The organism is Streptomyces klenkii, from assembly GCF_003626645.1.
Lineage (GTDB): Bacteria > Actinomycetota > Actinomycetes > Streptomycetales > Streptomycetaceae > Streptomyces > Streptomyces klenkii.
In genome coordinates, this window is the sequence record NZ_RBAM01000007.1 from 58,510 (window position 1) to 82,408 (window position 23,899).

A 23,899-nucleotide genomic window follows, 5' to 3' on the forward strand; every position below is an offset into this window, starting at 1 on the left:
GGAGATCCTGCGCAAACGGATTTCCTCGGCGCTCCACGCCCTTTTTCTTCCGTCTGTAACCGGAGTTTCCGTTGTCATCGACACCCCCGCCCTCCACGGCGTCCCTGCGCGGGCGCATACCCAAGGTCCCCTTCTGGGCCCAGATCCTGCTCGGCCTCGTCGTCGGCGCGCTGCTCGGCTGGGCCGCCAAGAGCGGTGACATCTCCTGGCTGTCCACCACGCTCGGCAAGATCGGCGACCTCTTCGTCCAGCTGCTGATGCTGGTCATCGCGCCGCTGGTGTTCTTCGCGATCCTGGTCTCGATCACCAACCTGCGGAACGTCTCCAACGCCGCCCGGCTGGCCACCCGCACCCTGATGTGGTTCATGATCACGTCGCTGATCGCGGTCCTCATCGGCCTGGGCATCGGCCTGCTCACGGACCCCGGCGCGGGCACCGGCCTCACCGCCGCCGACGGCGCCGAGCCCAAGAAGCACGGCTCCTGGCTGGACTTCCTCACCGGCATCATCCCGACCGACATCGTCACGCCGTTCACCGAGCTCAAGGTCATGCAGATCGTCTTCATGGCCGTGGTCGTGGGCGTCGCGATCCTGAAGACCGGCGAGAAGGCGAAGCCGGTCCTCACCCTCAGCCACTCCGTGCTGGAGCTGTTGCAGAAGGCCCTGTGGTGGGTCATCAAGCTCGCCCCGCTGGGCACGCTCGGCCTGGTCGGCACGGCCATCTCCACGTACGGCTGGAACCTGCTCAGCAAGTACGCGACCTTCACCGCGGACATCTACGTCGGCTGCGCCCTCGTCCTCTTCGTGGTCTACCCGCTGCTGCTGGCCGGCGTCGCCAAGGTCAACCCGCTCCAGTTCTTCCGGGGTGCCTGGCCGGCCATCCAGCTGGCCTTCGTCTCCCGCTCCTCCGTGGGCACGATGCCGCTGACGCAGAAGGTCACCGAGCGCCTCGGCGTACCCAAGGAGTACGCGTCCTTCGCCGTGCCCTTCGGCTCGACGACCAAGATGGACGGCTGCGCCTCGATCTACCCGGCCATCGCCGCGATCTTCGTCGCGCAGGTCTTCGACGTGCCGCTGGAGGTCAAGGACTACATCCTGATCGCCTTCGTCTCGGTGATCGGCTCGGCCGCGACCGCCGGCCTGACCGGCGCGACGGTGATGCTGACCCTGACGCTGTCGACGCTGGGCCTGCCGATGGCGGGTGTGGGCCTGCTCCTGGCGATAGACCCGATCGTGGACATGATGCGTACGGCGACCAATGTCGCGGGCCAGTCGGTCGTCCCGATCCTGGTCGCCTCCCGCGAGGGCATCCTGGACCGCGCGGCCTACGACACGGCCAACGGCTCCCAGCTCGAAGACGCGACCCCGCAGCCGGAGCGCCAGGCGGCGCCGGTCGCGGCGTAGCGCTCCGGGCGGTGATGGCGCCCCCGGCCTCTTCCTCGGAGGCCGGGGGCGCCGCTCTTTGCGGCGGGGGCACCGTCAAGAGGGGCCCGCTGACGGGATCTTGACTGACCCGTCCGTAGGGAAGGCCCGAACGGCCCTACCGAGAACGCTTCCACCCCGTAACATTACCTGCCGGTAACGTGACGGGGGCGGAGGGATGTTTGTCGTGGACGCTACACAGACCAGGCCCAAGCGCATGCCGAGGGAGGTGCGCGAGCGCCAGATGCTCGACGCCGCCGTGGCCGTCTTCGCGCGGCGCGGGTACCGGGCCGCATCGATGGACGAGATAGCCGAACTCGCAGGGGCCTCGAAGCCCCTGGTCTATCTCTACCTGCACTCGAAGGAAGACCTCTTCAGCGCCTGCATCCGGCGCGAGGCCGAGGCGCTCATTTCGGCCGTCCGGGGCGCGGTGGACCGCGGGGCGCCGGCCGACCGGCGGCTGTGGGACGGGCTGCGCGGGTTCTTCGCCCACACCGCCGCGCACCCCGACGGCTGGGCGGTCCTGCACTGCCAGGCCCGCACCCACGGCGAGCCGTTCGCCCTGGAGGTGGCCGCCCTGCGGCAGCAGCTCGTCGACGTCGTCACCCGGCTGATCACCGAGACGGCCGAGGACGGCGGCTGCACCGCGCCGCTGCCCGAGACCGAGGTCTCGGGCCTCGCCCACGCCCTGGTGGGCGCGGCCGAGTCGCTCGCCGGCTGGTCCAACGAGCGCGACGGCGCCGCCCCCTCCGAGCGGGAGACGGCGGCGACGCTGATGAACTTCGCGTGGTCCGGGCTGGAGAACCTGGCGAACGGTCGGCGCTGGGCCCCGGTCGGCGCGTGACGCCGCGGGCGCCGTAGCGGGGGCGGCGCCTCCGGCGCGCCGCAATGCCGCCGGACTCCCGCCGCCGCGGCACATCGCCGCCGCGGCGGGAGTCCTTTCGCGGCAACGGGCGAATCCAGCGGTGCCGGACCGTGCCCGGCACGGCCGATACCGGTCGTGCCGGACCGGTTGCGGTCTGGAGCGTGGGGCTCCTGAGGCGTAGATTGCCGCCACTTACCGACTGGTAGCCCCTGTAGGGAGCCGCACGTGTCCATTCCGCACACCGCTGCCCCACCCCGCATCACCTTCGTCGACGGCGTCGTCCGCGAAGCGTCCCTCCCCCCGCTCGTCCCGCCCGTGGCGCGCGGCTCGCTCGGCGACCTGCCGTTCGACAACGCCGCCGAGGCCCCCGCCGCCCCCGTCCTCAGCCGCAAGCAGCCCGACGGCACCTGGCGCGACGTCAGCGCCGCCACCTTCGCGGCCGAGGTGCTGGCCACCGCCAAGGGCCTGATCGCCCACGGGCTGCGGCCCGGCGACCGGCTCGCCATCATGGCCCGCACCCGCTACGAGTGGACGCTGCTGGACTTCGCCGCCTGGGCCGCGGGCCTCGTCACCGTCCCCGTCTACCCCACCTCCTCCGCCGCCCAGGTCCGCTGGATCCTGGCCGACTCCGGGGCCGCCGCCTGCGCCGTCGAGGACGCGGACCAGACGCGCCTGGTGGAGGGCGAGCGCGCCGCGCTCCCGGCCCTCGCCCACCTGTGGGAGTTCGACGCCGGCGCCGTGCCCGCCCTGGCCGAAGCCGGGCGCGGGCTGCCCGACGCCGCCGTCGCCGAGGCCCGCGCCGCCCGCGGCCCCGGCGACGTCGCCACCCTCATCTACACCTCGGGCACCACCGGCCGCCCCAAGGGCTGCGTCCTCACCCACGCCAACTTCTTCGCCGAGACCGACAACTCCACCGAGCTGCTGCACCCCGTCTTCAAGGCGGTCAGCAAGGAGCCCGCCGCCACCCTCCTCTTCCTGCCGCTCTCGCACGTCTTCGGCCGGACCGTCGCCGTCGGCTGCATGCGCGCCCGCGTCCGCGTGGGCCACGCCGCGTCCCTGCGCACCGAGGACCTGCTGGCGGACCTCGCCGGCTTCCGGCCCACGTTCCTGCTCGTCATCCCCTACGTGCTGGAGAAGGTCTACAACACCGGCCGCGCGAGCGCCGAGAAGCTGGGCCGCGCCGCCGCCTTCGACCGCGCCGCCCGCATCGCCCGGCGCTACGGCGAGGCCGAGCTCGCCCGCCGGCACGGCAGCGGCCCCGGGGCGGGCCCCGGCCTGCGGCTCGCCCGGGCGCTGTACGACCCGCTGGTCTACCGCCGGATCCGGGCCGCGCTCGGCGGCGAGGTCCGCTACGTGATCAGCGGCGGCTCCCCGCTCGGCGAGCGCCTCGCGGCCTTCTGCGTGGGCGCCGGCATCGACGTCTTCGAGGGCTACGGCCTCACCGAGACCACGGCCGCCGCCACCCTCACCCCGCCGCACCGCCCCCGCCTGGGCACCGTCGGCTGGCCGCTGCCGGGCGGCGCCGTACGGATCGCGGAGGACGGCGAGGTGCTGCTGCGCGGCGGGCACGTCTTCGCCGGCTACTGGGACGGCGAGCGCGGCGAGGCGGTGCCCGCGGCGCCGGGGGAGTGGTTCCCCACCGGGGACCTGGGCGCGCTCGACGCGGACGGCTACCTCACCATCACCGGCCGCAAGAAGGAGCTGCTCGTCACTTCCGCCGGCAAGAACGTCGCCCCCGCGCCGCTGGAAGACCGGCTGCGCGCGCACCCGCTCGTCGGCCAGTGCATGGTCGTCGGCGACGACCGCCCGTACATCACCGCCCTGCTCACCCTGGAGCCCGACGGGATCGCCCACTGGGTCCGCATGCACCACAAGGAGGGGCTGGCACCGGAGGAGCTGGTGCGGGACGGGAAGCTGCTCGCGGAGCTCCAGACGGCGGTGGACGACGCGAACGCGACGGTCTCGCGGGCCGAGTCGATACGCCGCTTCGCCGTCCTGACCGCCGACTTCACGGAGGAGGCCGGTCACCTCACGCCGTCGCTGAAGCTCAAACGCGCGGCCATCGCCCGGGACTTCGCGGCCGAGGTGGAGCGGCTGTACGAGCGCTGAACGGGGGTGCCGGGCTCAGCGCTCGTACGCCCTGATCCGCCGGAAGGGCCTCAGCAGTTGCCCGCCGCCGGCTTGCCGGCGAAGCGGTCCGCGAGCCAGTTCGCCGCCGGTACCGAGCCGGCGAGCAGGCTGGAGCCGTGCCCGCCCTGCGGCACGGGACGCCAGTCCACCGTGGCGCCCTTCGCGCACCAGGCGGCGCGCATCAGCGCGGCGCTGTCGTACGGGACGATCTCGTCCTGCGTCCCGTGGTAGACGCGCACGGGCCGGTCAGGGGAGTGCGTGCCGAGGTCGGAGGAGTGCAGGGCGCGCTGCCAGTCCGGCTCCTTCAGCGGGTTGCGGACGGTCACGTCGGAGATCCGTTTGAACAGGCTCGCGGCGGTGTCGGCGGTCACGCAGTGCTGCTTGAGGAAGGCGACCGTGTCCCGGCCCTTGTCGTTGAGGTACGAGGCGAGGTTCAGCTCGGGGAAGGCGGCGTCCTGCCCGATGGCGCCCATGAGCACCAGACCCGCGCCGATGCGGCCGTCGTTGAACTCGGTCGCCTTGAGGAGGTCGGCGGGGACGCCGCCGGCCGCCGTCCCCTTGAGGTTCAGCTCGGGCGCGTAGGCGTCGTGCAACTCGGCGGCCCAGCCGGCGGCCTGGCCGCCCTGCGAATAGCCCATGACGCCGACGGGGCTGTCCGGGGCCAGCCCCGCCCCGGGCAGCCGCAGTGCCGCGCGGGCGGCGTCGAGGACGGCGTGGCCCTCGGACCGGCCGACGACGTACGTGTGGGGGCCGGGCGTTCCGAGGCCCTCGTAGTCGGTGACGGCCACGGCCCAGCCGCGCAGGGTGAGCAGCTGGATCAGAGTGCCTTCCACGGTCGTCCCGCGCGGGAAGCCGGCGGAGGGGGCGCACTGGTCGGCGAGGCCCACGGTGCCGACGGCGTAGGTGACGAGCGGGCGCGGCCCGGTTCTGCCGTCCTGGGGGACGATCACGGTGCCGGAGACGACGTCCGGGGCGCCGGTGGCGGTGGTGGAGCGGTAGGTGATGTGCCAGGCCTTGGTGCCGGTGGGCTGGCCGGGCAGCGGGTGGAAGGAGGTGGGAGCGGCGGTGACGACGTCGCCCGGGGCGGCGGGCCCGGCGGCGGGGGCGGGCACGGCGGCGCCCGCGGGGCCTGCGAGGCCCGCGAGGCCGAGCGAGAGGGCGAGCGCGCCGGCGGCGGCCCGGGCCTTCGTACGGAGCTGCCAACGGTGCCGACGCGGGGGCGTGCGCAAGTGCATGCGGCTCTCCTGACTGTTCAGTTGTGTCCGGTCACTCATGTCTCGTCGCGAAACCCCCGGACGAAACTCCGGAACGCCCGTACCCCGGTGACCGCGCGCACGATGATCAAAATCCCCGCACAAGCGAAAGGAAACGGAAAAAACTGATCGATAAGAACTCGCTAAGAGGTAATGAACGATCAGAAAAAGGCAGGAGCCCAGCTCCTCCGCCGAAGCGGAAGGCCGGGCTCCTTAGGTACTGCAAGATGTCGGGCCGGAGGGCCCTGAGATCACGCCGGGGTGACGTTCTCCGCCTGCGGACCCTTCGGGCCCTGAGTGACGTCGAAGGTCACGGCCTGGTTCTCCTCGAGGGAGCGGAAGCCGGAGGCGTTGATCGCGGAGTAGTGGACGAAGACGTCGGGGCCCCCGCCGTCCTGGGCGATGAAGCCAAAGCCCTTTTCAGCGTTGAACCACTTCACGGTTCCGGTAGCCATAAAGCCCTCCTTGGGCCCAAAGGGTTGCCCTGCTCCAGAACCTGCGAGAAGTCTGAAAACTACAAAAGCCTGCGGGTCACATGCTCCGCAGGCTCTGTACTGCAAGGGAAACCAAACTGCAACTTGCGGCGAGCCTAGCACGCGAGGTTCTCCCGCGGAAGGAGTTGAAGATCACGCTGTCGGATGGTTTTCCCGGTGTTCCTGACGGAAAAGATCCCCGGTCAGGCACCCGGCCGGAGCACCCCGCCCCCACCGGCCCGCCGCCGCGGGACTAGCCTCCCGATGTGGACATTTCAGCCTCGGCCGTAACGACCGACCCCGATGCCGGTACCCGTCAGCGCAGCCGTCCGCGCGTGGGACACATCCAGTTCCTGAACTGCCTGCCCCTGTACTGGGGCCTCGCCCGCACGGGCAGCCTGCTGGACCTGGACCTGAGCAAGGACACCCCGGAGAAGCTCAGCCGGCAGCTGATCGAGGGCGAGCTGGACATCGCCCCGGTCACCCTCGTCGAGTACCTGCGCAACGCCGGCGACCTGGTCGCCCTCAAGGACATCGCCGTGGGCTGCGACGGCCCGGTGATGTCCTGCGTGATCGTCTCGCAGGTGCCGCTGAGCGAGCTGGACGGCGCCCGCGTCGCGCTCGGGTCCACCTCCCGCACGTCCGTGCGCCTGGCGCAGCTCCTGCTCGCCGAGCAGTACGGCGTGCGCCCGGACTACTACACCTGCCCGCCGGACCTGGGCCTGATGATGCGCGAGGCGGACGCCGCCGTGCTGATCGGCGACGCCGCGCTGCGGGCCTCCCTGCACGACGCCCCGCGGCTGGGCCTCCAGGTCCACGACCTCGGGCAGATGTGGAAGGACTGGACGGGCCTGCCGTTCGTCTTCGCGGTGTGGGCCGTGCGCAAGGACTACCTGGCCCGCGAGCCGCAGATCGTCGCCGGGGTCCACGAGGCCTTCCTCGCCTCCCGGGACGTGTCCCTGGAGGAGGTCGCGAAGGTGGCCGAGCAGGCGGCGCGCTGGGAGTCCTTCGACGCCGGGCTGCTGGAGCGCTACTTCACGACGCTGGACTTCCGCTTCGGGCCGGAGCAGCTCGCGGGCGTGACCGAGTTCGCCCGCCGCACGGGCCCCACGACCGGCTTCCCGGCCGACGTGCGGGTGGAACTGCTGGAGCCCTGACCCCCGGGAAGGGGATCAGGGCTCCGGGCAGGAACGAAACCGCCGGGCGGCGGCAGCGGGGCGGCGGGCCGGGCCCGCGGGTTTACGGGCTAGGGGGCGACCGGGCCCACCATCTGCTCGCTGATCCACTGCATGCTGCCCATGTCCATGCCCTGGATGTAGGTCACGGCGTTGTGCTTGCCGCCCTCGATCTTCTGGAGGCGGGTGTGGACCGGGCCCTTGTTGCCGTAGGTCGCGATGAACTTGTCCACGTGCGGGATGACGCTCGACTCCTTCGTCCCGTACTGGAACGCGAGGTAGACGTCGGTCCCGGGCTTGTTCGCGGCGATCAGCTGCTTGGCCAGCACCTCGGGGTTGTTCTCGGCCTTCTCCTTCTCGTGGCCGTTCCACAGCCGCGAGTCCGGGACGATGTCCGGGCCGGACGCGATCACGGCCTTGAACTTGTCCGGGTGCTTCAGGACGGCCTTCAGGCCCGCGAAGGCGCCGGAGGAGGAGCCCATGAACGCCCAGCCGTCGCGCGACTTCACCGTGCGGAAGTTGGCCTTGATCAGGTCCGGGACGTCCTCGGTCAGCCAGGTGCCCATCTTCGGCTGGCCCGGGATGTCACTGCCGTCCCAGTAGAGGCCGCCGGTGTCCGGCTGGGGGTTGAGGACCGGCATCGCCAGGATGAACGGCTTGCCCTTGCCCTCGTTGTACCACTTGGTGACGGACGACTCGAGGTGCAGGCCCCCGTCGTCCATCCAGTAGTTGTTCGGGAAGCCGGGGCCGCCCGGGAGCGCGATCATGACCGGGAAGCCGTGGTCCTTGAACTTCGGGTCCTTGTACGCCTTGGGCGCCCAGACCCACACCTTGCCCTTGAAGCCCGACTTCTTGCCGTCCAGGGTGGTCACGGCCACCTGGGTGCCGTCGGAGAGGGTGCTGGTGTTCTTGAACTCGGCCGCCGGGCCGGTCGGCATCAGGACCTTGGAGTCCGGCTTCGCGGCGTTCGCGCCGCCGGCCTGGCCGCCGCCGTTGCCCGGCTGCTCCTGGCCGAAGCTGACCGGCTTGCCCTTGTCCGAGAACGGGCCGATCTTGAAGTAGTTCAGGACGCCGGCGGCTATGAGGCCCACCACGGCTATGGACGCCACGATGATCGTCCATTTTTTGCCGCGCGACCCGCGGCGGTGGCCGCAGGTCGGGCAGGTCCCTGGTTGCTGGTGGTACGTCATCGCGTCGCTCCGGACGTTGCTGCTGCCCCGAAGGACATGACGGTTTGTTCCGTCCAGGTGGATGGGGAAACCGCCCTGGGGGGTTCCTGAGGCACCCCGTGAATTGAGTCATAGGCCGATATCGGGGTCCGCAGGCCCCCGCCGGGGGAGGCGAAAGGCCCGATGGAGCCCTTGCAGGCGGAAGATCCGCAGGTCATCGGCGTGTACCGGCTGCTCGGGCGGCTGGGCGCGGGCGGTATGGGAAGGGTGTACCTGGGGCGCAGCGCCGGCGGTCGTACGGTGGCCGTCAAGGTGGTGCATCCCCATTTTGCCCTGGATGACCAATTTCGCGCGCGTTTTCGACGTGAGGTGGAGGCGGCCCGCCGCGTGGGCGGGGCGTGGACGGCTCCCGTCCTGGACGCCGGCCCGGACGCCCCGGTGCCCTGGGTGGCCACGGGCTACGTGGCCGGCCCGTCCCTCACCGAGGCCGTCCTCGCCACCGGCCCCCAGCCCGAGCGGACCGTACGGGCCCTCGGGGCGGGGCTCGCGCAGGCCCTGGCGGCCGTCCACGCGCTCGGCCTCGTCCACCGCGACGTCAAGCCGTCCAACGTGCTGCTCGCCCTCGACGGGCCCCGCCTGATCGACTTCGGCATCGCCCGGGCCACGGACGGCACGGCGTCACTGACCGCGACCGGCGTCTCCGTGGGCTCGCCCGGCTACATGGCCCCGGAGCAGATCCTCGGGCAGGCGGTGACCGGGGCGGCGGACGTCTTCTCCCTCGGGGCGGTGCTCGCCTACGCGGCGACGGGCGAGCCGCCGTTCCCCGGCGACAGCGCGGCGGTCCTGCTGTACAAGGTCGTCCACGAGCCGCCCGTCCTCGGGCCGGCGCTGGCGGGCGACGTGCGCTCCCTGGTGGAGTCCTGCCTGGCCAAGGACCCGGCGGCGCGGCCCGCTCCGCGGGAGATCGCGGCCGCCCTGGCCCCGGACGGCGTCGGTGCCCTCGTCGAGGCGGGCTGGCTGCAGCGCGTGCTGGTGGAGCGGGTGAGCAGACGCGCGGTGGAGCTGCTGGACCTGGAGGCGGGCGCGCCGACGGTGACGGACGGGCCGCCTCCGGCGGGGTCCGGGGGGTTCCCGGCGCTCGCCGCGTCCGACCGCGGTCCGGGCCCGCAGGCCGGCGTGACGGCGGGCGCCGCGGACCGTGCGGGCGCGAGCCTCACGAAGGACCGGTCCGCACCGGTGGAAACCCGGCGGCGTTCGCGGGCGAAGGCTCTGGCTGCCGTCGCCCTCGTGGTCGTCGCCGCCGCGATTGCGCTCGCACTGATTCTGCTGCCCGGCAAGGGCGGCGGCCACGGCGCGGACGCCAAGGGCAGCCGCGCACCGGGGGCGGTCCCCGCGAAGTTCCTCGGCACGTGGACCGGCCAGGTCATCCAGAGCGACGGCACCCCCAACGGCACGATGACGGCGACCATCGAGGACGGCGCCGTCGGTGCGTACGTCACCCGCGCCACTTACTCCGCCCTCAACGTCCTGGAGTGCCACAGCAAGGGCAAGCTCCTCACCGCCGACGCCACCCGGCTCACCCTGGAGGAGGCCACCGACGGGGAGCCGTCGCTGGGCTGCACCGGGGAGACCGCGCGGATCACGTTCGCCTTGGCTTCGGACGGCAAGCTCGCGTACACCTCCGAGGACGCCAAGGGCGGCAAGCCGCACGCGACCCTCACCCGCCGGGGAGAGTGAGGGCTGGCGTAGGCTGACGGTCGTGTCAAACCCCCTCCGAAGGGACGCCCCGGTGAGCGAGAAGGCCGAACTCACGCCCATGGATGTGACAGCCGTCCTCGACCGTGCCGCCGCCGGTGGCCGCATCACCCCGGAGGAGGCGCTCGACCTCTACCGGCACGCTCCGCTGCACGCCCTGGGCGCCGCCGCGGACGCCGCCCGTCGCCGCCGCTACGCGGGCATCGAGCACATCGCGACGTACATCATCGAGCGCAACATCAACTACACGAACTCGTGCGTCACGGCGTGCAAGTTCTGCGCCTTCTACGCCCCGCCGAAGAGCGACAAGGTCTGGACGCGCCCCCTCGACGACATCCTGCGCCGCTGCGCGGAGACCGTGGAGCTCGGCGGCACGCAGATCATGTTCCAGGGCGGCCACCACCCGGACTACGGCGTGGAGTACTACGAGGAGCACTTCTCGGCCATCAAGAAGGAGTTCCCGCAGCTGGTGATCCACTCCCTCGGCGCGTCCGAGGTGGAGCACATGTCGCGGATCTCCGGCGTGAGCGCCGAGGAGGCGATCCGCCGCATCCACGCCGCCGGCCTGGACTCCTTCGCGGGCGCCGGCGCCGAACTCCTGCCGGCCCGGCCGCGCAAGGCCATCGCGCCGCTGAAGGAGTCGGGCGAGCGCTGGCTGGAGATCATGGAGCTGGCGCACACCCTGGGCGTCGAGTCGACCTCCACCATGCTCATGGGCACCGGCGAGACGAACGCCGAGCGCATCGAGCACCTGCGCATGATCCGTGACGTGCAGGACCGCACGGGCGGCTTCCGCGCGTTCATCCCGTACACCTACCAGCCGCAGAACAACGTGCTGAAGGGCCGTACGCAGGCGACCGTCTTCGAGTACCTGCGGATGATCGCCGTCGCGCGGCTGTTCCTCGACAACGTCGCCCACATCCAGGGCTCCTGGCTGACCGTCGGCAAGGAGGCGGGCCAGCTGTCGCTGCACTACGGCGCGGACGACCTGGGCTCGGTGATGCTGGAGGAGAACGTCGTCTCCTCGGCCGGCGCGAAGCACCGCTCCAACCGCATGGAGCTCATCGACCTCATCCGCAAGGCGGGCCGGGTGCCGGCGCAGCGCGCGACGACGTACGAGCACCTGGTCGTGCACGAGGACCCGGCGAACGACCCGGTCGACGACCGCGTCGTCTCGCACCTGTCGTCGACGGCGATCGAGGGCGGCACGGCGCATCCCGAGCTGAAGCTCATCGACGCGGGCTGACGGTACGTTCATGTCCACGGTGCACCGGGTGCGGGGGCTGCGGCTCGCCGAGGGCGGCGAGCTGCTCCCGGACCACGCGGTCGCCGTCACCGGCGGCCGGTTCGCGGCGATCGGCCCGTACGAGGAGGTCCTCGCGCAAGCGGGCCCCCACGCGCGCGTGCGCGCGTGGGACGGCGTGCTGACCCCGGGCCGGTACGAGCCGGACGCGGCGGCGCTGCTGGAGGCGGCCTACTACCCGGACCCCCGGGAGGCCGCCGAGCTGGGCACGGAGCCGCTGACCGGCGAGGCGCCGGCCGCGCTGGAGATGACCGACGCCCGGTGGGGCGGCAGCGCCCGGCGCGGCGTGCAGCGGCTGTTCGCCGCGGGGACGACGGCGCTGTCCGGCACGTTCACGCGCCCCGCGGTCCGTACGGCCGTCGAACGGTCGGGGATCCGGGTGCTTCCCGCGCCTCGGCCCCGGCCGCTGGTGCTGACCGGAGCGGCGGACTTCGCGGTGTTCGCGGACGACGGGGGCGCCCTGGTGACGGTGCTCGGCGGACGGCTGGTCTTCCGCCGCAGCTGAGGGCCGTCAGTGATCCGTAAGGACGGCCGCGCCGCACGTCAGGGCACCGTCAATGCGGAGGGGCGCGGTCCGTTCCGCGGGGCAGGATGGGCAGCGCGGGGACGGCCGCTACGGGCGTCCCGCGGTGCCACTGTGGAGGGCCCTGGCAACGGTTTCGATACGCCGGGCCGCAAGGGCGCGCTACGCCGGGCGGGGGGTCCGGCGGTCCCAGGGGAGCGGGGGCTCCCGGGACGGGCGCAGTCGGCACCGCGGGACGACCGCTCCTTCCCGGGCGCTGCCGTCCCCGTCCAACCCTCTGCGTCCCCTCCCGCCCCGGGGGTGAACAATGGGGGCGTGACCCGAGCATCCCTGGACAAGCAGCCGCACGAAGTCGCCGCGATGTTCGACGACGTGGCGGCCAAATACGACCTCACCAACGACGTGCTGTCGCTCGGCCAGGCCCGTCTGTGGCGCAAGGCCGTGGCCCAAGCCGTCGGCGCCCGCCCGGGGGAGAAGGTGCTGGACCTCGCGGCCGGCACGGGAACGTCCTCCCTGCCGTTCGTCGTCGACGGGGCGTACGTCGTCCCCTGCGACTTCTCCGTCGGCATGCTGCGCGAGGGCAAGAAGCGCAACCCCTGGATGCCGCTGACCGCGGGCGACGCGACGCGCCTGCCCTTCGCGGACGGCGTGTTCGACGCCGTCACGATCTCCTTCGGGCTGCGCAACGTGCAGGACACCGGCGCCGCGCTGCGCGAGATGCTGCGGGTCACCCGCCCCGGCGGCCGCGTGGTGATCTGCGAGTTCTCCACGCCCACGTGGGCGCCGTTCCGCACGGTCTACAGCGAGTACCTGATGCGCGCCCTGCCGCCGGTCGCGCGGGCCGTCAGCAGCAGCCCCGACGCGTACGTGTACCTCGCCGAGTCGATCCGCGCCTGGCCGGACCAGCCGGCGCTCGCCGGGCTGCTCCAGGAGGCGGGCTGGTCGAAGGTCGCGTGGCGCAACCTGACGGGCGGCGTCGTCGCTCTCCACCGGGGGACCAAGCCGGAGGCCTGAGCCGTCCCCTTCCGGGGTGAACGCGGACCGGGCCCGGAGCGGCCCGGCCCGCGTTCGACGGTTTGTCATGGGCAGGGCGCCCACGGTGGATACGATCAAGATCCACCCGCCCTCCGTACGACCGTCCCGAGCCCCGGAGCGCCTCATGCCCGACTGTTCTCACTGCGGTACCCCGCTCCGCCCGGAAGCGTTCTACTGCCTGAGGTGCGGCCGGCCGCGGTCGCAGGCGCCGGCGGGGGCCGCGCCCCAGTTCTCCGCGTTCCCCGCTCCCGGCCGCCGTCCGGGCGTGCTCAAGTGGGTGGGGGTCGGGCTGGCGGTCTGCGTGCTCGGCGGTGCCGTGGTGGGCGGCGTGCTGCTGTCGCAGAACAAGAAGGACGGCGGCGAGCACCACACCCTCGGCATCGACGAAGAGTCGCCCGCCGCACCGGCCCCGCTCCCGGCGGCGCCGAACGGCCCGCCGCCCTCCGCGTCCGCCTCGCCGTCCGGTTCTCCGTCCGCATCGGCCTCGGCGTCCCCGTCCCCTTCCGACTCCGCCTCCGCATCCCTGTCAGCGTCCGCCTCGCCGTCCGGAGATCCCGTCCCCGCCGGCTACGAGAAGATGACCGCTCCGGAGGGCTTCGCCCTCTCCGTGCCCGCGGGATGGCGCCGGGACGACAAGGGCAGCGGCCAGATCGACTACGCGGGCAGCACGGGCCCCGAGCACCTGCGGATCGGCATCGTGCACGACACCAAGCAGGCGCCGTACGAGCACTTCCAGGAGCTGGAGAAGGCCGGGGCGGGGCAGAACGGCTACCGGCGGCTGTCGATGGAGCGGAACACCTTCCAGGGCCGCCCCGGCGCCCTGTGGGAATGGACCTGGACCGAGAAGGCCACCGGCCGCACCATGCACGCCTACAACCAGGCGTACGTGGACGCTTCGGGCACCGAGTACGCCATCATGTTCGCCGGCCGGGACGAAGGGGACGCCACCCGCAAGCCCTTCGACGCCGCGCTCGGCTCCTGGCAGGCCGGCCCGCGGGCGTCCGGCTGACGCTGCGCCCGGGGCGGGTGCCCCCGGCCGCGGCCGGGCGGGCGGCTCATAGACTCGGGTGACCAGTCCTCAGCCGAACCGGGAGAGCCGACCGTGACCGATACCGAACACTCCGCGGATGTGATCGTCGTCGGGGCCGGCCCGGCCGGGTCGACCACCGCGTACTACCTCGCCAAGGCCGGACTGGACGTCCTCCTGCTGGAGAAGACGGCGTTCCCGCGCGAGAAGGTGTGCGGCGACGGCCTGACCCCGCGCGCCACCAAGCAGCTCGTGTCGATGGGCATCGACATCTCCGAGGAGGCGGGCTGGCTGCGCAACAAGGGCCTGCGCATCATCGGCGGCGGCGTCCGGCTCCAGCTCGACTGGCCGGACCTCGCCTCCTTCCCGGACTACGGACTGGTCCGCAAGCGCGACGACTTCGACGAGCAGCTGGCCCGCAACGCGGTGAAGGCCGGCGCCCGGATGTACGAGCGCTGCAACGTGGGCGCGCCGGTCATCGACGACCGCACCGGCCGGATCGTGGGCGTCGAGGCGAAGCTCGGCGAGGAGAAGACGCCGGTCACCTTCCGCGCCCCGCTCGTCGTCGCCGCGGACGGCAACTCCTCCCGGCTGTCGCTGGGCATGGGCCTGCACCGCCGCGAGGACCGCCCCATGGGCGTCGCCGTGCGGACGTACTTCACCTCCCCGCGCCACGAGGACGACTACCTGGAGTCCTGGCTGGAGCTGTGGGACCGGCGCGGCCCGAAGGACCGGCTGCTGCCCGGCTACGGCTGGATCTTCGGCATGGGCGACGGCACGAGCAACGTCGGCCTGGGCGTCCTGAACACCTCCGAGTCCTTCAAGGAGCTGGACTGGCGCGAGGTCCTCAAGGCGTGGTGCGCCTCCATGCCCGAGGACTGGGGCTACACCCCGGAGAACATGACCGGCCCGATCCGCGGCGCCGCCCTCCCCATGGCCTTCAACCGCCAGCCGCACTACACGCGCGGCCTGCTGCTGGTCGGCGACGCGGGCGGGCTCGTGAACCCGTTCAACGGCGAGGGCATCGCGTACGCCATGGAGTCCGGGCAGATCGCCGCGGACGTCATCGTGCAGGCCCACGCGCGCGCCTCGTACGCGCAGCGCGAGCTGGCCCTCCAGCGCTACCCGAAGGTCCTCAAGGACACCTACGGCGGCTACTACACGCTCGGCCGGGCGTTCGTGAAGCTCATCGGCAACCCGAAGGTCATGAAGATCGGCGCCCAGCACGGGCTGACGCACCCGCTGCTGATGAAGTTCACGCTGAAGATGCTGGCGAACCTCACGGACCCGACGGGCGGGGACGCGATGGACCGCATCATCAACGGGCTGAGCAGGGTGGCGCCGAAGGCGTGACGATTCAAGCCTCCGGAGGTTCCGGGGGCGCTGGTCTGTCACGGTGCTCAGCCCGTCCGCAGGCGGAATGCGGCGACTGCCGGCCGCCCATGGCGCTCTGACGTGCGGAGAAGCAACAAGTAGGCCCCGGTCGTCCGCTCCGCAGCGGGTGACCGGGGCCTCGGGGCTCGGCGCGCTACAGCTTGGCGCGCCACTTCCCGCGGGCGAGGTACGTCGAGCCGTCGGGCTTGACGTAGACCCTGGCTCCGCGCACGGGCAGTTCGCCGTTGGTGAGCCAGTACGTACGGATGTCGTCGAGGGCGTCCCACAGCCGGCGCGGGCCGCCCTGGTGGACCCTGGGGCATTCGTCGGCACGAGCGGTCGCCCGTGCCCATGACCCGTCGGCATGCACCATGACGGCGACGCGCTGCTCGTCGTCCTCGCTGTATTCGTGTTCGATGCCGGGGACCATGATGTCCAGCATCGAAGCCAGATCCCATGCTTCGGTCACATGGACGACCGGGTAACGACCGGTACCGATCGCGTCACCGTCATGCTCGCGGGCAGTGGTGACCAGGGCGGCGAGGCGCGGCGGGTAGTCGGCGCCGTGGCGGGTGTGCATGAAGCCGGCCCGGTCCCACTCGACGCGCCCTGCCGCCCCGCCCTCGTCGTTTTTCTCAGCGGTGATCAGGAGTGATGTTCCGGCGATCGTGGTCACCAGCCGGCCACCGGGGTTCAGCGCGGCGAGCCAGCTCGCGGGGATCGGCCGGACGGCGACCGTAGCGACGATCCGGTCGAACATGCCGGGCAGGTCGCCGGTTGCGTCCAGGCTCACGACTGCGGGGTGCAGCCCCATCTCATCGAGGCGTGCTCGCGCGGCTTCGGCGAGGTACGGGTCGACGTCCACGGTGGTGACCTGTTTGTCCCCGAGGCGGTGACAGGCGAGGGCGTCGGCGTAGCCGGGGCCGGTGCCGATGTGCCCGAGGGTGTCGCCGTCGCCGAGCCTGGCGTGCTGAAGCATGCTGACGTTCAGGCTCGGCAGGGTCGAGGACGATGTCGGCAGGCCGGCGGGGCGGTCGCCGGTGGCGGCGAGGTCGGCGTGCAGCCCGCTCACCCGGGTCACGATGGTCTTGTCGCTGTATGCGGCGTCGAGCCATCGCGCCTCATCCGAGGGCCCGTCCCGAAGCGTCCAGCCGTCGGGGCCGCGCTCCCACCACCGTGGCGCGAGCTGATGCCGGGGTGTCCGCGCCACAGGAGCGCGCCACCGTGATGAGCGGTGGGTGACGCGCTCGGCGAGTGCCGCGGCGCGTGGTTCCCAGTTCATTTTTGGTCCGTCTCCTATGAGCCGTCGCCGTCGTCGTCGCCGGGGAAACTCGGCAGGCATGCCTCGGTGTTGGCGGGGTCGCAATCGCCGCTGTCGTCCGGGGTGCAGGCGTTGCGCCGGGCGGGCACACTTTCGGTGATCTCTGCCCACTCGGGGCCGGTGAGCACCTTCGCGAGTCCACCGGACTTCACGTTGCCGGCGACGAGGTGGCGCGACAGGATGCAGCCGTACACGTACCCGTCGGGCGAGATCGCGGCGCGTTGGTGGAAGCACCGGCCGCACAGCTCGCTCATGGCCGGTGCGGGCGTGTCCGTAGTCGCAGCGCGGCCGACTTTGCGGACGTGGTCGATGCGGGTGTGCTTCACGCCAAGGGCGCGCAGTTCGGCCTCGGCCTGCTGGACACGTTGGCCGTCGAGGATTTCGACCAGGCCGGCCCGTAGCGGGATGCCGAGTTCGAGCGTCTTGACGATGTTGGCGCGGGTGCGCGCGTGGCTTCCGGGGGACTCTGTGATCTTGTCGTGCTCGGCCGGATCGTCGCTGTAGTACGACGTGGCCAGGTGGACGCCCTTGCGGGTGAACAGCTTCCAAAGGCCGGGTCGGATGTGGGTGAGGTTCGAGTACACCTCGACGGCGAGGCGGCGGTCGAGGGCGTACTCGATCAGGTTGGGCAGGTGGGGGGATCGCGTCGGCTCACCGCCGATGAACTGAACGGTCGGGATGCCGAGGGTGCCGATGTCGTCGACGACGCGCTGCCAGTCGGCGAGGGTCATCGAGCCGTGCGACATGGTGGGGCCGGAGAGGGTGCAGCAGTGACCGCACCGCAAGTTGCAGACCTCGGTGAGCTCGCACTCGACCGACTCGACAACGGAGACGGTGGGAGATGGTGCCTGCGTGACGGAGGGCATTGGTGTGCCTCCTGCGGCTGGTGGCCGGCCCTGATGGCTCGGCCGGGTGTGGTGGGACGTGCCTCCGGGCGGTCCCCCGCGACCGCCCGTTGCGGAGAAGATCAGGCCGGTACGGGAAGCTGCGCGTTGATCCGGAGTCCGTTACGGAGGTAGGGCGTGCCGGTGCCGCGGATGAGGCTGGAGACGGCAGCCTCAAGACATTGCCGGTGGTAGCGGGCAATGCCCGGATGAAGTACGCCGGGTCCACGAACACGTAGGACTTCACGTCGTCGGGCAGCGTGACGTCGTCGATGGAGCCGGCCTCGGCGGGGGTCAGTGTGCCGCAGTGAAAGACCACGGTCAGAGCGTCGCCCGCGGTGCCGAGGGGGAGCGCTTCCCTGTGGTCGACGGCCAGGACGGGGCCGGGCTGCCTAGCCAGGCCGAGGCGGCGCAGATGGTAAGCGGCCGACCGCACTGCGGGCTCTTCCAGGATCGCTTCGCCGCCGGGCAGTTCGAGCTCCCCGGTGGGGCGATGCACCATGAGCAGGTGCCCCGTTGCATTGGTGACCAGCGCCAGTCCGACGAGTCGCCGTGTCGCGATCTGCCCGAATCCCTGTGCCATGAGGTCTGTGCGCTCCTCGCGTGGGGTGGGGCTCCCGAACCATCCGATGCAGTGCGGGAGTTACGTCGCACGCCGGACGCGGTCTCGCCCGTCATCCGCCCGGCGCGGTGGTGCAGGGCAGAACGTAGCGTCGCCGAAGCGCTGGTGCAATAGTGCACCGGAAAACACTTGCACCGGCATATGGCGGAAGCCCCTCACCTGCGAAGATGGGGGGCTCCCAGGTGCGGAAGGTCGCTAGATCAGGTGGTCGAACTCTCCCGCCTTGACGCCGAGGATGAAGGCTTGCCACTTGGCGGGCGTGGTGGACACGACCACTTCGGGGTCGTCGCTTTCCCGGATCACGACCTTCCCGTCGAGTTCACCTGCTTCCACGCATTCATCTCTATCGCCGGAGAAAGACGACTTCTTCCACTTGACTTCCGACATCTCCATGCCTTCACGGTTGATTTGCGATGCTGTGGATAAATTCCCTCGACTCCTTGGGGGCGAGGGCAGTTTTCTTGGCGTACTTCAGAATGCTTCGGTAATTCTCTAGATGCGCTTCGGCGTCGAGGAACAGCGAGCCGTGGGCGGTGTCGATCTGGACGGTATCCAGCTTGGGGACGGCGCCCTCGGCGAACGTGGCAGATGTGTTCGCCCCCGGGAACGATCCGGCGGCGAAGGGAATCACGCGAATGGTGACTCCCTCATGGCTGCTGACATCGATCAGCCTGTCGAGCTGTCGGCGTTGGCCGTCCACGCCGGCGTGAAGCATCCGCAAAGCGCACTCATGGATCACGAAGGTGCAGGGCGTTGCCGGGGTCCTCTGCATGACGCACTTCCGTTGCATCCGGAACGATACGCGACGCTCGACGTCCACTGGGGCGAGTGGTGGAACGGTGTTCAGGAATAGGCTCCGTGCGTATTCCTCGGTTTGGAGAAGTCCCGGGATGTACGCGAGCTGGAGAACCGTCAAGCTGGAAGCGTGATACTCCAGCTCGGCAAGATCGAGCGTGCTCGGGGAGAGCGCTCCCCGGTACTCCTCCCACCATCCCTTACCCCGCTCGTCCACCATGGCAACAAGGGCGTCGACGTACTTGTTGTCGGGGCATGAGTAGATGCGCGCAAACGTCCGGATTCTTTCCGGGCTCAACCCGAGGCGCCCTGCCTCCGTGTTGCTGATGCGTGTGCGGTCGGCTCCCAGCTCGCGGCCGGCGTCCAGTGGGGAGAGGCCGGCCTGCTCGCGCATCTTCCGCAGCTCGGCGCCGAGCCTCTGCTGCCGTCCCGTCGGTGCCGTCCTTGGTGGCATGCCGCTCCTCCCCTGGTCTGGTGCGGACAGTCTCGCGTGTGACCTTCGAAAGGGTCTAGCTGGTGCACAGATTTACCGAATGGGTTGCACTCGTTTCCTGGGTCGCTCTATGGTCCTGACAGCACCGCGCAGCACGCCGGGAAGACCCGAAGTGCAGCCGCCTGCATGCCTGTTGACGGGCACTCCGGGGGGCGGCCGAGCCACGGACGACGTGAGGTGCGCGGCTCCAACCGATGGGAGACGCCCCATGCGTACAGCCATGCTCAGTAGTCCCCGCCCCACAACCGACGACCAGGGCGAGCTCTACCGCATCGCCGTGCCGGCCACCGAAACGGCGGTCCGAGTCGCGCGTGACTCTCTGCAAGCGATCCTGCGCGCTCACCCCGCAGTGATCGAGGACGCGCGCGTCTGTGTATCCGACGCCATCGCCTACGTCCTCGCCGAGACCCCCGAGCACCCGAGGGTCACCGTGACCGTCTGCCTTCACCGTACGTACGTGGCCTTCGTGATCGAGGACAGCGACGGCCCTTCGCGCACCCTGTACCACTTGACGCCGAGGGACCTCGTCGCCGCGCCCCGGCTGGAGATCATCCGTCGGATGGCGCTCTCCATCAGCGTTTCCCGCATGTGGGACGGCCGCCGACCAGCCACGAGCGTCTACCTCACGCTGCCCGTCGAGAGGACGGCCCACGAACTCGCGGACTGCACGGGCCTGCTCGTGGCGCCCGCCGACCCGTGGCGCACCCGTGCTCTGTGGCGCTTACGGCGGGTCGCCGGGTGGCGCGCCTTCCGGGTGATGAGGAGGCCCTCGCATGCGCGCCGGTCATCCCGGAGCCATGGTGATCGGCGCCCAAGGCGTGAGAGGGGTCCGTCCTTCGGGTGACTTCGGGGAAGGGGCCACCCGGGGCACCAAGGGCACCAAGGGCAGGGCGGCAGGGGCCCTGGGGAAAACTACGTCACTCCGTTCAGCAGCGCCTGCCCGAGCTGTGTGAGCGTGTGGTGAACGGACGGCCCCGTGCGGCGGGTCGTCAGGAGGCCCGCCTCCCGCAGGACGGTCGCGTGCTCGCTCGCCGAGGCCGGGGAGACCCCGGCGCGGCGGGCGAGCTGCGCGGTGCTGCCGCCGTCCGCGGCCGCGTCCAGCACGCGGGCGCGGGTGCGGCCGAGCAGGGCGGTCAGCCGCGCCAGGCCGCCGGAGCCGCGCCCGGCCGGGTCGGCGGGGCCGGCGAGCACCGTCTGGTAGGCGGTGAGGTCGAGGGCGACGGGGTAGCAGAGGTCGATGGGCGCCTCGTCGTCCGCGCTGTGGGCGCGGGCCGTGGGGTGCGGCCAGAAGAACGAGGGCGTGAGGGTGAGGCCCCGGCCCGCCAGGTGCACGTCGTGGAAGTCCCGGTGGAAGCCCGCGTTGTGCATGCAGGGCACGTGCAGCACGGGCGGCTCCCAGCGCACCGTGGGGTGCAGGGTGGCCAGGAGGTGCTCCACGCCCTGCTCCGCGGCGGTGCGGGTGCGGCGCGTGCGGTCGGCCTGCACGCAGGCGGTCACCTGCGACCAGTAGGGCGCGAGGGCCTTGTCGTAGTACGAGCGGAAGGCCTGGTCGACGGTGCGGGCGGCCGACCGGTCGGCGGTGTGCAGGTCGCCGAACCACTGCGGCACGGGGCGGTGGTCCAGCGCGCACTCCAGCTCGGCCGTCCAGACCTTCTGCGGCAGGGCCCACACGGACTCCAGGCTCTCCGCGAGCGTGGTGGCCCCGTACTCGGCGTGCAGGAACGCCTCCGGGAGGTACTCGCCCATGTCCGCCGGGGCGAGCTCCAGCAGGGGCCGCATGAGGGGGCTCATGCCGCGCTGGGTGCGCTGCCGCCAGCCGTCGAGGGCGATCCCGCCCATCCAGCGGTTCTGGAGCACGGGCAGGCTCAGCGCCGCCTCCGCCAGGGGGTCCGGGCCGGGTGTGAGGCGCACCCTGCCGAGGTCGTCCGGGCCGAAGTGGATGCGGAGCACGACGACCGACGGTAGCGCGGGGCCGCCCGCGCGGGGAACCTCCGTGCGGGGCTTTGCCCGCAGTCTCCGCGTTTTGCGCACAGATCCCGCGCCGTGCCCGGATTCGGCTCCCGCCGAAGGGCTTTGTCCCGCCGGTGAGGGTGCTTGCAGACTTCACACACCGGGACGGGCGCTTCTCCAGCGGCTCGGAGGGGCCCGTCCCGGCACGGGGGAGGCCGGGTGCGCCCTGGGGGTTACGGGGGCCGCAGGGTATCCGGCCGGCAGCCGCGCCGCGGGCCGTGCGGGGGACACGGCCGCCGGCGGGCATGCCGAAGGGCCGCCGTCCCGAGCGGTGGGACGGCGGCCCTTCGTACGTCTTGCGGTGTCCCCGGTCCGTGCCGGACCCGGCGGACCCGGCGGTCTTAGAGGACGCGCACCGCGCCGGTGGGCTGCGAGTAGCTCATGTCGCGCTCGACGATGCCCGTGCTCGGGTTCTGCGCGCCGATGAACTTGCCGCCGCCGACGTACACGGCCACGTGGTACGCGCTGCCCGCGGGGCCCCAGTACAGGATGTCGCCGACCTGGAGGTTGCTCAGCGAGACCGCGGTGCCGGCCGTCGACTGGTCCTGCGAGACGCGCGGCAGGCTGATGCCGATCTGGTTGTAGGCCGCCATGACCAGGCCGGAGCAGTCGTAGGAGGACGGGCCGGTGGAGCCCATCACGTACGCCTTGCCGAGCTGGGCCTCCAGGAAGGAGACCAGGGTGGCGGAGGAGCCGGTGGCGCCCTTCGAGGAGGACGAGGCGGCCGTGGCCGCGTCCTCGGAGGTCTGGGCGGCGGACTTGGTGCTGAGGCTCTTGCGCTCGGTGGCGCGGGAGGCGCGGTCCGCCTCCTCCTGCTCGCGCTTCTCCTTGGCGGCGGCGGCCTTGCGCTCCGCCTCGGCCTTGCGCTCGGCCTCGTCCGCAGCCTTCTTGGCGGCGGCGGCGACCTTGCTGCTCGCCTCGTCCTGCTGCGCGCGGTCCTGGTAGTCGAAAGCGGTCTGCTGGGTGGCCGCCGCGCTCTGCGCGATGGACGTGGCCAGGGCCGCGTTGACCGTGGGCATCTCGACGGTCGACTCGACGGGCTTCTCGGCGGCGGTGGCGGAACCGGCGCCGGCCACGGCCAGGGTGCTGAGGACGCCACCGGCAACACCAGTGCGGACGACCCACGACTGGGTGGCCGTACGACGGGGCTTCCGGTGGCTGGTTATGTGCGCGTTGGGGGACATGGGACAACGGACTATCAGTCCGCGCAGGTTGAGTTCAATAAAGGTGACGTGCGTCACAATTGACGTGCACGCGCCCAGAATTCGGGCATTTGATCACGGGAACATCACGGCGGCCGATCATCCGCGAACCCCTATCAGCCGCCTCAGCATGGGGTTTTGGCCACCGGTCATGATCGGCGATGGTCATATCACCATCACAGCTCGCGTGTCGAGGCTACCCACGAAATCCGGCCCCCGAACCTCCCGGCGCGTGGCGCAGCTCACGTCACGGCCGCCCCGCGCGAGCCCTCGTGAACGAAGGCACCAGCGGCGCCCCGCGGGCGACGCCGGGTCAGTGGGGCGACGGTCCTTATCAGTTGACAGGCGCACATGCCAATTTGCATGCACGGCGCACCGCTTGATAGTGCGCCACCCCTCCGACCAGGCAATGAGCGTCCGAATGTCACCCCTGGTGATCACTTGTGCGCTTCGTGTGCGAAGATCGCCGCTCATCCGACTTGATGATCGTTCGTCAGGTGGTGGAGATCACAAACTCGGCTGCGTACCCCGTGTCGCAGATCACAGACCGGCGGGCATAGGATGCAATCGACCCGGGCTTGTGAACTGCCTCACATATCGGCGATCTTCGCGGTGATCTCCGGTGGCCCGCAGGGGCGGTCCGCCCGGCCGGGTCCGGTTAAGCCGGCAGTCAGCGTCGACTGGAAGGAGCGAGGAGCGGTGAACGCCTACGCGCCCATCCTCGTACTGGGAGCCCTCGGGGCAGGCTTCGCGATCTTCTCCGTGGTCATGGCCTCGATCGTCGGGCCCAAGAGGTACAACCGCGCCAAGCTCGAGGCCTACGAGTGCGGCATCGAGCCCACTCCGCAGCCCGCGGGCGGCGGGCGCTTCCCGATCAAGTACTACCTGACGGCGATGCTCTTCATCGTCTTCGACATCGAGATCGTCTTCCTCTACCCCTGGGCCGTCACCTTCGACGCCCTGGGTCTGTTCGGGCTCGTGGAGATGCTGCTCTTCGTGCTCACCGTCTTCGTCGCCTACGCCTACGTCTGGCGCCGCGGCGGCCTGGAATGGGACTAGGGGGCACCAC

General features: G+C 71.3%; 21 protein-coding genes. 12 read left to right on the forward strand and 9 right to left on the reverse strand.

What is annotated here, in order from left to right:
• The first annotated feature begins 71 nt into the window (after window positions 1-71).
• The 3 genes from D7231_RS17850 (at window position 72) to D7231_RS17860 (ending at window position 4,395) form a co-directional block, all read left to right on the forward strand.
• On the forward strand, window positions 72-1,403 hold the full coding sequence (locus D7231_RS17850; RefSeq protein ID WP_120756484.1) for a dicarboxylate/amino acid:cation symporter: 1,332 nt from the start codon (window positions 72-74) through the stop codon (window positions 1,401-1,403).
• Window positions 1,404-1,638: 235 nt separating this feature from the next.
• Entirely contained in the window at window positions 1,639-2,265 is a 627-nt protein-coding gene (locus D7231_RS17855) for a TetR/AcrR family transcriptional regulator (RefSeq protein WP_194960103.1), read from the forward strand.
• Between the two features lie 246 nt (window positions 2,266-2,511).
• On the forward strand, window positions 2,512-4,395 hold the full coding sequence (locus D7231_RS17860; protein ID WP_120756486.1) for an AMP-dependent synthetase/ligase: 1,884 nt from the start codon (window positions 2,512-2,514) through the stop codon (window positions 4,393-4,395).
• A 50-nt stretch (window positions 4,396-4,445) separates the two neighbouring features.
• On the opposite strand, the gene D7231_RS17865 is transcribed toward D7231_RS17860, so the two are convergent.
• On the reverse strand, window positions 4,446-5,651 hold the full coding sequence (locus tag D7231_RS17865) for a lipase family protein (protein ID WP_120756487.1): 1,206 nt from the start codon (window positions 5,649-5,651) through the stop codon (window positions 4,446-4,448).
• A 269-nt stretch (window positions 5,652-5,920) separates the two neighbouring features.
• On the reverse strand, window positions 5,921-6,124 hold the full coding sequence (locus D7231_RS17870; RefSeq protein WP_004943697.1) for a cold-shock protein: 204 nt from the start codon (window positions 6,122-6,124) through the stop codon (window positions 5,921-5,923).
• 353 nt (window positions 6,125-6,477) lie between these two features.
• Here D7231_RS17870 and D7231_RS17875 point away from each other — a divergent pair, with 353 nt between their 5' ends.
• The gene (locus D7231_RS17875) at window positions 6,478-7,299 is read left to right on the forward strand and encodes a menaquinone biosynthetic enzyme MqnA/MqnD family protein (RefSeq protein WP_241999783.1); all 822 of its coding nucleotides are present in this window, start codon (window positions 6,478-6,480) and stop codon (window positions 7,297-7,299) included.
• Window positions 7,300-7,388: 89 nt separating this feature from the next.
• On the opposite strand, the gene D7231_RS17880 is transcribed toward D7231_RS17875, so the two are convergent.
• Window positions 7,389-8,417, reverse strand: coding sequence for an alpha/beta hydrolase (locus D7231_RS17880; protein WP_241999804.1), 1,029 nt, complete (start codon window positions 8,415-8,417; stop codon window positions 7,389-7,391).
• A gap of 252 nt (window positions 8,418-8,669) precedes the next feature.
• Between D7231_RS17880 and D7231_RS17885 the strand changes: the two genes are divergently transcribed.
• From D7231_RS17885 to D7231_RS17910, 6 genes are all read left to right on the forward strand, one after another.
• Window positions 8,670-10,223 (forward strand): serine/threonine-protein kinase, encoded by a 1,554-nt coding sequence (locus D7231_RS17885; RefSeq protein WP_120756490.1) that lies wholly within the window; start codon window positions 8,670-8,672, stop codon window positions 10,221-10,223.
• Window positions 10,224-10,302: 79 nt separating this feature from the next.
• The gene (gene mqnC / locus D7231_RS17890) at window positions 10,303-11,487 is read left to right on the forward strand and encodes a cyclic dehypoxanthinyl futalosine synthase (protein WP_194960101.1); all 1,185 of its coding nucleotides are present in this window, start codon (window positions 10,303-10,305) and stop codon (window positions 11,485-11,487) included.
• Window positions 11,488-11,497: 10 nt separating this feature from the next.
• Window positions 11,498-12,049 (forward strand): imidazolonepropionase-like domain-containing protein, encoded by a 552-nt coding sequence (locus D7231_RS17895; protein WP_120756492.1) that lies wholly within the window; start codon window positions 11,498-11,500, stop codon window positions 12,047-12,049.
• Window positions 12,050-12,382: 333 nt separating this feature from the next.
• A complete protein-coding gene (locus D7231_RS17900) occupies window positions 12,383-13,081 on the forward strand; it encodes a demethylmenaquinone methyltransferase (protein WP_120756493.1) in 699 nt (232 codons plus the stop codon).
• Between the two features lie 286 nt (window positions 13,082-13,367).
• Complete coding sequence (locus D7231_RS17905) at window positions 13,368-14,111, forward strand: hypothetical protein (RefSeq protein ID WP_147449758.1); 744 nt, start codon at window positions 13,368-13,370, stop codon at window positions 14,109-14,111.
• Window positions 14,112-14,204: 93 nt separating this feature from the next.
• Window positions 14,205-15,482, forward strand: a complete 1,278-nt coding sequence (locus D7231_RS17910; RefSeq protein ID WP_030368493.1) for a geranylgeranyl reductase family protein — start codon at window positions 14,205-14,207, stop codon at window positions 15,480-15,482.
• Between the two features lie 175 nt (window positions 15,483-15,657).
• Here D7231_RS17910 and D7231_RS17915 read toward each other — a convergent pair whose 3' ends face one another.
• The 4 genes from D7231_RS17915 to D7231_RS17935 all read right to left on the reverse strand — a co-directional run bounded on the left by D7231_RS17915 (window position 15,658) and on the right by D7231_RS17935 (window position 19,579).
• Entirely contained in the window at window positions 15,658-16,785 is a 1,128-nt protein-coding gene (locus tag D7231_RS17915; RefSeq protein ID WP_120756495.1) for a methyltransferase domain-containing protein, read from the reverse strand.
• A 14-nt stretch (window positions 16,786-16,799) separates the two neighbouring features.
• Window positions 16,800-17,690 carry a radical SAM/SPASM domain-containing protein gene (locus D7231_RS17920; RefSeq protein ID WP_120756496.1) on the reverse strand — a complete coding sequence of 297 codons (891 nt, stop codon included), beginning with the start codon at window positions 17,688-17,690 and terminating at the stop codon, window positions 16,800-16,802.
• 835 nt (window positions 17,691-18,525) lie between these two features.
• Window positions 18,526-18,723, reverse strand: a complete 198-nt coding sequence (locus tag D7231_RS17930; RefSeq protein ID WP_338419864.1) for a DUF397 domain-containing protein — start codon at window positions 18,721-18,723, stop codon at window positions 18,526-18,528.
• A 4-nt stretch (window positions 18,724-18,727) separates the two neighbouring features.
• Window positions 18,728-19,579 carry a helix-turn-helix domain-containing protein gene (locus D7231_RS17935; RefSeq protein WP_120756498.1) on the reverse strand — a complete coding sequence of 284 codons (852 nt, stop codon included), beginning with the start codon at window positions 19,577-19,579 and terminating at the stop codon, window positions 18,728-18,730.
• A 247-nt stretch (window positions 19,580-19,826) separates the two neighbouring features.
• Here D7231_RS17935 and D7231_RS17940 point away from each other — a divergent pair, with 247 nt between their 5' ends.
• Window positions 19,827-20,462 (forward strand): hypothetical protein, encoded by a 636-nt coding sequence (locus D7231_RS17940; protein WP_120756499.1) that lies wholly within the window; start codon window positions 19,827-19,829, stop codon window positions 20,460-20,462.
• Between the two features lie 68 nt (window positions 20,463-20,530).
• On the opposite strand, the gene D7231_RS17945 is transcribed toward D7231_RS17940, so the two are convergent.
• The gene (locus tag D7231_RS17945; protein ID WP_120756500.1) at window positions 20,531-21,568 is read right to left on the reverse strand and encodes a winged helix-turn-helix domain-containing protein; all 1,038 of its coding nucleotides are present in this window, start codon (window positions 21,566-21,568) and stop codon (window positions 20,531-20,533) included.
• Window positions 21,569-21,969: 401 nt separating this feature from the next.
• Complete coding sequence (locus D7231_RS17955) at window positions 21,970-22,812, reverse strand: C40 family peptidase (RefSeq protein ID WP_120756501.1); 843 nt, start codon at window positions 22,810-22,812, stop codon at window positions 21,970-21,972.
• Window positions 22,813-23,529: 717 nt separating this feature from the next.
• On the opposite strand from D7231_RS17955, the gene D7231_RS17960 reads away from it, so the two are divergent.
• Window positions 23,530-23,889, forward strand: a complete 360-nt coding sequence (locus D7231_RS17960) for an NADH-quinone oxidoreductase subunit A (RefSeq protein ID WP_030368484.1) — start codon at window positions 23,530-23,532, stop codon at window positions 23,887-23,889.
• The last annotated feature ends 10 nt before the right edge of the window (window positions 23,890-23,899 follow it).

Excerpts from the sequence above, each read along its gene's own strand:
- D7231_RS17870 (WP_004943697.1), bottom strand. The coding sequence starts at position 6,124 with ATGGCTACCGGAACCGTGAAGTGGTTCAACGCTGAAAAGGGCTTTGGC.
- D7231_RS17885 (WP_120756490.1), top strand. The coding sequence starts at position 8,670 with ATGGAGCCCTTGCAGGCGGAAGATCCGCAGGTCATCGGCGTGTACCGG.
- D7231_RS17955 (WP_120756501.1), bottom strand. The coding sequence starts at position 22,812 with ATGTCCCCCAACGCGCACATAACCAGCCACCGGAAGCCCCGTCGTACG.
- D7231_RS17915 (WP_120756495.1), bottom strand. The coding sequence starts at position 16,785 with ATGAACTGGGAACCACGCGCCGCGGCACTCGCCGAGCGCGTCACCCAC.
- D7231_RS17935 (WP_120756498.1), bottom strand. The coding sequence starts at position 19,579 with ATGCCACCAAGGACGGCACCGACGGGACGGCAGCAGAGGCTCGGCGCC.
- D7231_RS17930 (WP_338419864.1), bottom strand. The coding sequence starts at position 18,723 with ATGGAGATGTCGGAAGTCAAGTGGAAGAAGTCGTCTTTCTCCGGCGAT.
- D7231_RS17940 (WP_120756499.1), top strand. The coding sequence starts at position 19,827 with ATGCGTACAGCCATGCTCAGTAGTCCCCGCCCCACAACCGACGACCAG.
- D7231_RS17855 (WP_194960103.1), top strand. The coding sequence starts at position 1,639 with ATGCCGAGGGAGGTGCGCGAGCGCCAGATGCTCGACGCCGCCGTGGCC.
- D7231_RS17920 (WP_120756496.1), bottom strand. The coding sequence starts at position 17,690 with ATGCCCTCCGTCACGCAGGCACCATCTCCCACCGTCTCCGTTGTCGAG.
- D7231_RS17895 (WP_120756492.1), top strand. The coding sequence starts at position 11,498 with ATGTCCACGGTGCACCGGGTGCGGGGGCTGCGGCTCGCCGAGGGCGGC.
- D7231_RS17865 (WP_120756487.1), bottom strand. The coding sequence starts at position 5,651 with ATGCACTTGCGCACGCCCCCGCGTCGGCACCGTTGGCAGCTCCGTACG.
- mqnC (WP_194960101.1), top strand. The coding sequence starts at position 10,303 with ATGGATGTGACAGCCGTCCTCGACCGTGCCGCCGCCGGTGGCCGCATC.